We start from the raw sequence: 10,409 nt of genomic DNA, 5'->3' as shown, positions 1-10,409 counted from the left end.
GCAACGCAGTATGCAATCATTGCCCTTGCATCCGTTGTGACAGGCCAAACCGTATGGGATCAAATTACATTTTCCGCCCCGGTGCTTAATAATGATTTGGAAACAGTCGAGGCTGATCTTCCGTTCGTCACACTTGGTGATACAAGTTATGTGACAAAGAACCTGGTATTGCCTGCTGCGGGACGATTCGGCTCGACCATCACATGGGAATCCAGCGACACTGCCATAGCGCCAGACGGTACAGTAACCCGTCCCGTATTTCCAGCGGAGAACAAGCTGGTTACACTGACGGCGCATGTAACGAAAGGCAGCGCAACGTTAACGAAGACATTTTCGGCGCTCGTCATCACTTCAACTGACAAACCATCAGCACCCTATTTGTTGTACGTCTCCAAAAACTATTATGACGTCGTAAAAAACAAAGTTCTGGGTTCCTTTTGGGATTACGGAGCTGTACTTGGCGGCTGGGGGTCTCTGGAAGGATATAAGGTTTCAGACTATACGGGCAACTTGACGGCTTCAACACCAACTGAATATGCAGGACTTATTCTTGGTCTGCTCAGTACAGGCAACAACCCTTATCAGACGCCAAGCGGACAAAATCTCGTCGATACATTCGTGTCCAGGATGCAGGGAAGCGGGGGCTCGTTCTCCTCTATAGAAAACCAGCAGATATGGGCAATTATCGCACTGAACGCAGCTAATGCAGAGCAGATTTACAATGGCGCCAATCCGGTCAGGCCGTATGACAAGAAAGGCGCGGTCAAGAAGCTGATCGGCATGCAAACGGTATCCGGCTCAATAGGCGACCTCGATTTGACCGGCATGGCGTTAATCGCCTTATCGGGTTCGCGGGATATTTCCGATGCTGATGTAGATGTCAACGCGGCAATAGCCAAAGCGGTAGCCTATTTAAAAGCTAATCAGTTGCAAACCGGTACGTTTGCCGCGGGCTGGGGCAATGACAACGGGAATACGCATGCAACCGTGTTGTCTGGACTTGCAGCAGCCGGTGAGGATGTAACGAGTTCCAAATGGGCGGTGAACGGCAAGACGCCGATTGACACCTTGGCTCAGTATTACGGGGAACACGGCGGATTCATGTATCAGACGTCCCAGGGCACTGTGAACGATATGGCCACGTATCAGTCGGTCATCGCGCTCGGCGATATTGTAGCCAGTGACAGCGTATGGAAAAGAATCAAGCTCAAGTTGACCGATGAACAAATCGTAACCCGGGACAAAGAAGCGCTTGCTTTGGGGAACTTGTCAAGCATAACGACGAATATCACGCTGCCAGTCACGGGAGCTTACGGTTCGACGATTACATGGAAATCCAGCAATACGACCGTTATTTCCGAAACCGGGATTGTGGCGCGCCCGGCAGCTCAAGATACGGAAGTCACATTAACGGCAACGGTCAGGAAGGGCAGCGCGGAGAGCACGAAAGCTTTTACCGCTTATGTAAAGGCAATTGGAGTTGAGCCGGTTACAGCTGTAAAAGTCAACATCCGAATCGAAGGACCAGAAGGCCGCATTGCACAAGGCAGCGTAAATGCAGCAACCCCTGGTCAAGCGCTTGACGCTCTGGCAATGGACCGGGGACTGAACGTATCGAAGAAAATCGAGCGGGGTATGCCTGTTCTGACAATCGAAGGCATCCATTCCGCTTATTACGGTGAACAAGATTACGGATTTTGGGATTATGCCGTTCGTAGAGAAAACAGCTGGATCACATCGCCCGATGGTACGATGGATCAAATCGCTCTAAAAGCATCAGATGAAGTAATCATTTACTACAACAATCATTCGACGATGCCGATTGATTCGATTGCGATCATCCCCCAATCGGGAAGCGCGATCTACGACGATATCGGTTTAAATATCGTTGTGCATAAAATGGAGATGGATTTCCCCCGTTTTGAGCTGAGCCCTGTTCCGGCGAACGACATAACGGTAACGATCTACAACGATTCGGGAGTCGAGGTCAGTCGGGAGAAAACGGATGCCAAGGGAGAGGCGGCTTTCAACAAGCTTCCGGCAGGCGATTATACGGTTTCCGTATCCGATTACGTTCCTAATAGCGCGCCGACGATCATCCATACGACTGCCGCGTTTCAGGTGTGGGAAAGACTTCAAAGTGTCGAGCTGGCAACACTCTCCGTCATTGGGGATTCAGAGAAAGGCACGATTATTGCTTCGAAGAATGTGGAGCTTTTGCCGGGAGATACGGCATTCACCATTCTGGCCAGAGAATTGGGAAATAAAATCAACTACTCCGGAGAAGGTTCGACCCTATATGTAAAAGGCATTGATGGACTTTCCGAGTTCGACCGCGGCCCTCAGAGCGGATGGATGTACGCTGTCAACGGCGTATTCCCACAAGTTAGTGCAGGACTATACACGCTTCAAAAGGATGACGTCGTCGCATGGAGATATACGCTGAACCAGGGAGTGGATTTGGGAGCCAATCAACCGGATACGGACAAGCCGGTTATCCACATCACGGGAATCACGGATCAGACAGAGTATTTCGAACCGCACTTAACGTTCAGCGTGACGGTAACAGATAATAAGACTGATGGTATTTTGCCTGAGGTAAAACTGAACGGAGCGTTGATATCCAAGACGGGTGATAGCTACGTTGTTGAGCTTCAACCGGGAGTGAATACGATTACCGTTAGAGCTGAAGATGAATCAGGCAACGTATCGGAGCAATCGGTCACGGTTATTTACAAGGTCGGCGAACCGTTGACTTTCAAGCAACAGTTGGACAAGAACTTGGCGTATCTTGAACGGACGGTCATCCATCCAACGTTCGGTACGCTTGGCGGGGAATGGTCCATCCTCTCGCTGGCGAGAGCAAACTACAAAGTGGCCGAGGGATATTATCAGACGTATTACAGCAATGCGGCTGCCGAAATAAAACGATTGAACGATCTAAATAACGGACTTTTGGACCCATCAAAGAGCACGGAGCATTCCAGAGCCATTATCGGTCTAACCGCGATCGGCAAAGACCCTGGAAATGTCAATGGCTACGACTTGACGCAAGCATTGTCGGATTACGGTTACGTAATCAAGCAAGGAATTAATGGTCCGATTTTCGCCCTGATTGCGCTTGATTCCCGTCATTATTCGATTCCTGTTGCGGCTTCAGGAAAGGTACAAACAACAAGGGGCAAGCTGATTGATTATCTGCTGAATGCGGAAGTGAAGAAGGGTACTGCCCGTGCTGGAGGTTGGGCGTTGTCCGAGAATGCTACACATGCGGACATCGATATCACCTCCATGGTGATTCAAGCACTGGCTCCTTACTATCAGTCCCGGGAAGATATACGAGCAGCAGCGGATCGCGCGGTCAATTTGCTAGCGGCGGCTCAGAACAGCGATGGCAGCTTCTCCAATTCCGGTATCTCCAGCAGTGAAAGCATGGCTCAAGTCGTTACCGCGCTGTCTGCGATAGGGGTTGATGCCAAGAACGATGCGAGGTTTATTAAAAACGGCATGTCCGCCCTGGATGCGTTGCTATCATTCGCCTTAGCCGACGGCGGATTTATGCACATCAGGCCGTCCATTGGAGCAGGGATTGCTGATGCGATGGCGACCGATCAGGGTACGTATGCGCTGGTCGCTTATGACCGCTTCAAATCTGCAAGCAATCGTCTTTACGACATGACAGATGTATCCGGGGAGCTGCCGGATAAGACTGTGGTTGAAATGCCTTTGCCGAGCGGGGATCAACCCAAGCTTGTCATCCCGAGCGGGTATCAGGACATTAAGATTCCTATATCGGCAGATGATGCCAATAAAGAAGTGAAAGTGGAAATTTCCAGCGACATGCGCTCCAAAGTAATGGTAAGCTTGCCAGTCGGAACGAGCTTGCCGAAAATCGAGGCTTCCAAAGGGAATATTGAGCTTGTCATTCCGAAGGGCATTAAAATTACGAGCGGCGATGCATCGTCTGTGGAGCTTATAACGACCCGGGATGCAACGGACACCGTATTAAGAAACAAGGTGAGTTCGCTTATTCCGGGGGGCAAAAAATTAGACTCGGTCGATCAAGCCATCACAGTAGGCGGCGACGGGTCCATTCTGTTCGACGGTTTCGTCACATTGACTTTCGCAGGGATGAAAGGGAAGGAAGTCGCTTATATTCAGAATGGATATCGGCATATTCGATCCAGAAGTATTCGAGCGAAGCGGAAGGCAGAGCGAGCGGCAAGCTCGAATTCGGTTACGATAGCGGCAATGATTTAATTATCAAGACGAAGCATTTTACCGATTTTATCGTCTATGTTTCAAGCCTGGTTCAGGCCCCTGGCGGCGGCACGAATCCAACTCCGACCAAGCAGGTAAAGCTCTCGGTAGATAAACTCGCAATCGGAAAAGGTTATGTTGTGCCGGAATCCAGCGTAACGCTGCAGAACGGGGATACGCCATGGAGCGTATTGAAGAGAGAACTGGACAGCCGCGGCATCAGTTATCGCTACACATGGAGCGGCAAATTTAACAGTGTCTACGTGGAATCCATCGACGGCGATGGCGAATTCGATCACGGCGCCGGCAGCGGATGGATGTACAATGTAAATGGCAGGTTCCTAGATGTTGGAGCAAGCCAGTATGAATTGAAAGAAAATGACAAGGTTCAATGGCGGTACACGACGAATCTTGGATCGGATTTGGGGGAAACTTCACCGACAACAAATCCACAAGGGGAAGATAAAGGTGGGGCTATTGAGACTCCGCAAGTGCCGACGACACCGGAAAAATCCGAAAAAATTGATCTTCGCAACTTGTACTCGGATGTCGGTGATATAGCGGATTGGGCGATTAGCGCCGTAGGCGAGGCGACCGAAATGCGCTTGGTCGAAGGCAGAGGAGGCGCTTTTTATCCGAAGGCATCGATGACGAGAGCTGAATTTACGACAATCCTGGTTGGGATTATCGGCTTGAAAGCAGATAACGGCATGGAACAAAAATTCAGCGATTTCAGCGATGTTACTCGCAGCGATTGGTTCTACCCGCACGTAAACGCCGCTTATCAGGCAGGAATCATCAAAGGTTTTCCCGACGGATTTCATCCGAACGATAAAATCACTCGGGAGGAAATGGCCGTAATGGTGGTCAGAGCGCTTTCCTTGCAAATAAAAGATCAAGACACAGGACTCAAAGATATACCGCAAGTGTCAGCTTGGGCTGCAAACGAAGTGCGGACTGTAGCGGCGCTCGGAATGATGTCGGGTTGGAACAATCGTTTCCATCCAAGCGGTGAAGTAACGAGGGAAATGGCAACTGTAGTGGCGATGAGAGCTTACTATTATATGAAGGGTGATAGTCGTTAAATCGCTAATCTTGGGGACAGGCACGCGGCGTGCCTGTCCCCGTTTTTTTTGCACAGGCTGCCGCGCCGTTTATCTTCGAGTATTCGACGGTAACAACACGATTGTAATTTTTGATACAAACCATTATGTTCAGTTTACGTAATATGCGCAGGGAGGTACAATTTATTATATAATCCAGATATGGGAATCAATAAGGAACCAGTTACAGGAGGGGTTCAAAAGTGTTTGAAACATTTTTAACACGAAAGCTCAACATTAAATATCCGATCTTTCAGGCACCGATGGCAGGCGGACCAACAACTCCCGAATTAGTAGCAGCAGTTTCAAATGCAGGCGGACTAGGCAACTTAGGGGCTGGCTATTTCACCCCTGGACAGCTTCGAGATACAATCCATAAGATCAGGGAGTTAACCGACCGGCCATTCGGCGTTAATTTATTTGTATTGGAGCAGCCGGAAGAACCAGAAGAAGAAACGATTGAGGAAATGTCAGATCACCTCAACTTTTACCGTAATGAACTTGGCATTCCACAAAATCCATCCGTTCAGAAGTATTCAGAATCGTTTGAAGAGCAGGTACAAGTAGTTCTGGAAGAGTGCGTCCCTGTTTTTAGCTATACGTTTGGCATACCTTCATCTGATGTTATTCAAAGCATGAAACAACGTGGAATTTTTGTAATGGGTACTGCAACAACAGTTAATGAAGCTATACAATTGGAGCTATCTGGCGCAGATGCTATTGTGGCTCAAGGAAGTGAAGCGGGAGGGCACAGAGGGACATTTTTGAAGAACGCATCAAATTCTTTAATAGGAACTATAGCTCTGGTTCCCCAAATTGTTGACCATGTTGCGGTTCCCGTGATTGCATCAGGGGGGATCATGGATGGAAGGGGGCTTGTAGCCAGTCGACTTTGGGGGCAGCCGCCGTTCAAATGGGTACTGCTTTCTTAGCCTGTGCCGAAAGTGGAGCACATCCCGTGTACAAACAAAAAATACTCTCAGCAAACGAGGATACTACTGAAATTACGTCTGCTTATTCTGGCAAAGCAGCAAGGGGAATTCAAACAAAATTTATGCGTGATATGCACGTATATCCAGGGGAAATTCCTCCTTACCCTATTCAGCATGTCATGACCAAGGATATTAGGCAGGCTTCAGCAAAGGCAAATAACCCGGAGTATATGTCACTCTGGGCCGGGCAAGGCTTGAGGTTGGCTAAAGACCAATCTGCCGCTGCAATTATCAAAGAAACCATGGATCAAGCAAAGGGTTTGTCATGTATTTTAAGGGGAGCAGAGTAGTGAAATGTTAAAAAACTTTCCTAAGTTATCGATAGCAATATATATGATGGTAATTTTGTCTTTTGTTGCGTATATGCTGGGGTATAGGCTAGATGGTCTAAGTGCAGCAAGAGCAAATGCATTTGTACCAAAAAACTCCGTATTGTTAGATGAAGTTAAATTTAGCTGGGGAGGAGTTTATATTTTCGACTCCTCTGAGAAGCCAGTAACGGCGATAAGTATAAAAAAATATGGACTATTATGGTCATCGAATACGTCAGTTTGGCATTACAATTATGACGATCCCATTAAAACAATCGGTAGTATATCTTTGAATAATGCGAGAGAGAAAGCCACAGTAATCAGCGTTTTAGTGAACGATTCAAACATTTCCTACATTGAGGCAGGCCCTGAAGGCAACAGAATTAATAAACAAACTCAATCAAGAGAGCCTATAACATTGTCTTGGGACGAAGCAGTTCAAGTAGACAGGCTTTCTCCAAAAGCATTCGATAAAAATGGCAAATTGCTTTATGAATACAGATATAAAGAAACAAATTTCATACGGCATGAAGATTTGAGATGGTACCCCGTAACGGATATATAAATTTTGGGAGGACAGTATATTTGTGTCGTTCCGTCTCAACAAACAGTCATTACGTTGACTAGCGATACTTACGGGGATATGCTGAAGCCTCTGGGCATTATAAGGAGCATAATTAACTCGTGTCCAAGTTGCTTCTAGGGATTACTTTGTGTATAATTTTACATATTATTTCCAAGATACCTTTATCCAGGATGTTTTTAATATATAGATGTGTTTGCTCGAATATGTTAATCGGATTCGGTAATGTTAGCGTTCTCATCCTTGAGTATAATCGTAATAAGGGATTGGTGAAATCATGAAAAATTACAAAAAACTTATTGCTAGTCAACTCTCTTCTTTAATACAAGTATCGGAAGAAAATGATGTTTTATCATTGCTCGAATATCCATTAAATCAAGGGATGGGAGACATTTCGCTTCCTTGTTTTAAATTAAGCAAAAAAATGGGCAAGCCTCCACAGGTGATCGCCAACGAATTAAAGGAAAAATTAAACGGAGACGATATTGAACGTGTGGAAGCTGTTTCCGGATACCTGAATATTTACTTAGATAAAAAGCGTTTTGCAGCTGACATCGTTAACGGCATTCTTCAAGAACAAGATCGCTTCGGATCTCAAAATATAGGGCAGGGGCGAACCATTGTCATCGATTATTCTTCACCGAATATTGCCAAACCCTTTCACGTTGGCCACTTGAGATCGACCGTTATTGGAAATGCACTGTATCAGATTTTTTCTTTTCTGGGCTACAAGTGCATTGGTATTAATCATCTCGGGGATTGGGGGACTCAATTCGGGAAGCTGATTGTGGCGTACCAACGCTGGGGAAATAAAGAAGACGTAGAAAAAGGCGCAATCGACGAGTTGCTCCGCCTATATGTTAAGTTCCACGATGAGGCTGAAACAAATCCAGATCTTGAAGATCAGGCACGCGCGTTGTTCGTTAAGATTGAAAAGGGCGACGCGGAAGCCTTTCCGTTGTGGGAATGGTTTGTCGACATCAGTTTAAAGGAATTTCAAAAAATTTATGATCTGCTTGGCGTAAGTTTTGATTCGTTCGCGGGCGAAAGTTTTTATAATAATAAAATGGGGTCTGTAGTCGAGGAACTTCACAAAAAGAAAATGCTTGTGGAAGACGAAGGAGCTTGGCTAATCAGGCTAGATGATTACAATATGCCCCCTGCACTTATGGTAAAGAAGGATGGGAGTTCTCTTTATCATACACGTGATGTCACGGCTGCAATCTACAGACAATCGACGTTTCATTTCGAAAAGGCGCTATATGTTACGGACTATGCCCAAAGTTTACATTTTCAACAGTGGTTCAAGATCATTGAGCTTATGGGATACGAATGGTCAAAGGATCTTGTTCACGTTCCGTTCGGCCGCGTCAGCTTGGATGGCATGAGTCTTTCCACCCGCAAAGGGAATGTGGTGAAGCTGGAAGATTTGCTTCAACAAGCGATTAGGAAGATTCATACTATCATTGAAGCAAAAAATTCTAATTTGGAAAATAAAGAAGAAGTAGCTCGTCAGATAGGTGTTGGCGCTGTTATTTTTAACGATTTAAGTGGAAATCGCATTAAGGATATCGTGTTTTCCTGGGAAGAAGCGCTTAACTTTGAGGGAGAAACTGGGCCATATATTCAATATACTCATGCTCGGGCTTGTAGTGTTCTAAGGAAAGCCAACGGTGGTGCAAGCATTCAATTAATTGAGCAGGACTTACAAATTGACCCTGCACTTATACAAGAAAAGGAAACGATAGGAGTCCTAAAGGAGCTTTATTTTTTTACGGAGCGCATTGAGCAGGCTATGGTGAAATTGGAACCTTCTATTGTAAGTCGTTATCTCATTGACTTAGCCCAAGCATTCAATCGTTTTTATCACGATCACTCAATTCTCGTTGAAGACCCTGCTTTACGCCTCGCAAGGCTTTCCATTGTAAAGTGTGTTCAAATTACGCTGCGTAACGGATTGCGTCTTATTGGATTAGAGTCACCAGAAAAATTATAGGGATGTTAATCAGCAGTGGTAAAATAGGGAGCCCTGGCCACTGTTCATAATCTTTTCGGCGTTATTATTTTTTTAAGGGGTGATTAAATTGAAGCAAGGGATAATAGTTTTTCTAAATGGAACTTCAAGTTCCGGAAAGACTTCCATATCGAGAGAACTATTAAATCAAAATGAATTCTCATTTCATCATTTATCAATTGATGATTTTTTTCATGAATTGTTTCATGACTACATTGATTTTATTAACACTAAATGTTCAAAATCAGCCGATGGAGAAGATGTGGAAGTTTCGGTCCAAATAATTATTGATTCATTAGTTAATTTATTTTATTCAACAGTTAAATTTATGTCGGAAAAGGGGATTAATGTAGTTGTAGATACAGTAAATGATAATGACGAGAGGTTTAATACATGTCTAGGTTTATTAATCGATCATCCTGTTCTATTTGTAGGAGTAACTTGCTCGAAAGAGGAACTTATTAGAAGAGAAGAACTAAGGGAAGATAGAGAGAGTGGATTAGCAATCTCACAGTATGATATAGTTTATTGCCTTAATGAGTATGACATTGAACTAAATACTGAAACCTTGAGACCAAACGAATGCGCCAATTTGATATTAAATTTTATTAGATCAAATGGTGAATACTCTGCTTTTAAGAAGTTAAAAAATAGAAGTGTTGGTGTTTTATAGAGGGCGTATCCTTCAGATAGCACCATGTTCACGCTTCGGGGCATTTGACTGCGTTCATTACGCTTACTAGTATTATACAACAATTTTACTAGTAGTTCTCAAATTATATTTATTAGATGGATAATTGTGTTAATTAGAAATGAGAGGAGTGATGTCTTATGAGAAGCCATTTGATCGATAATAATAGGGCACATAAAAAGCAGGGGATAACGTATAAATAGTCCTGTAAACTACGTGAATCCCCAAGATTGAGGGGACGATTATATGAATCAACAGCCGATTAAGTTTAAGATTGACAATGTATCTTTCGAACTTCAAGATCATCACGATTTCACATGGCTTCAATCAATTGGCACCGTTTTTTGCGTGTTTGATCAGCAAGATTCTGGTAACATTAGTTTCGGAATCGAAAAGAATGGTAACAAGCTATTTGTTAAATACGCGGGTTGTAGACCAATGGAGTTTTCCGGAAA

At 44.9% G+C, this 10,409-nt stretch carries 5 protein-coding genes and 2 pseudogenes; all 7 read left to right on the top strand.

From position 1 onward, the window contains the following. On the top strand, nt 1–4,260 hold a 4,260-nt coding region (locus JFN88_RS10630), incomplete at its 5' end, for an immunoglobulin-like domain-containing protein (RefSeq protein WP_199019297.1). A 140-nt stretch (nt 4,261–4,400) separates the two neighbouring features. Further along, nucleotides 4,401–5,345 carry an S-layer homology domain-containing protein gene (locus JFN88_RS10625; RefSeq protein ID WP_199019296.1) on the top strand — a complete coding sequence of 315 codons (945 nt, stop codon included), beginning with the start codon at nt 4,401–4,403 and terminating at the stop codon, nt 5,343–5,345. Nucleotides 5,346–5,566: 221 nt separating this feature from the next. Continuing rightward, a pseudogene (locus JFN88_RS10620) lies at nt 5,567–6,645 on the top strand (NAD(P)H-dependent flavin oxidoreductase). A 4-nt stretch (nt 6,646–6,649) separates the two neighbouring features. Then, a complete protein-coding gene (locus JFN88_RS10615) occupies nt 6,650–7,231 on the top strand; it encodes a hypothetical protein (protein ID WP_199019295.1) in 582 nt (193 codons plus the stop codon). A gap of 295 nt (nt 7,232–7,526) precedes the next feature. Beyond that, nucleotides 7,527–9,245, top strand: coding sequence for an arginine--tRNA ligase (gene argS / locus JFN88_RS10610; RefSeq protein ID WP_199019294.1), 1,719 nt, complete (start codon nt 7,527–7,529; stop codon nt 9,243–9,245). Between the two features lie 88 nt (nt 9,246–9,333). Next, a complete protein-coding gene (locus tag JFN88_RS10605) occupies nt 9,334–9,936 on the top strand; it encodes a phosphotransferase-like protein (protein WP_199019293.1) in 603 nt (200 codons plus the stop codon). A gap of 264 nt (nt 9,937–10,200) precedes the next feature. Further along, a pseudogene (locus tag JFN88_RS24510) lies at nt 10,201–10,409 on the top strand (serine/threonine protein kinase); the annotation flags it as partial.

The sequence above is a fragment of the Paenibacillus roseus genome (assembly GCF_016424485.1).
Taxonomy (GTDB): Bacteria; Bacillota; Bacilli; order Paenibacillales; family Paenibacillaceae; genus Paenibacillus_D; species Paenibacillus_D roseus.
Note: the sequence above shows the minus strand (reverse complement) of the source record. Positions and strands in the feature narration are given on the sequence as shown.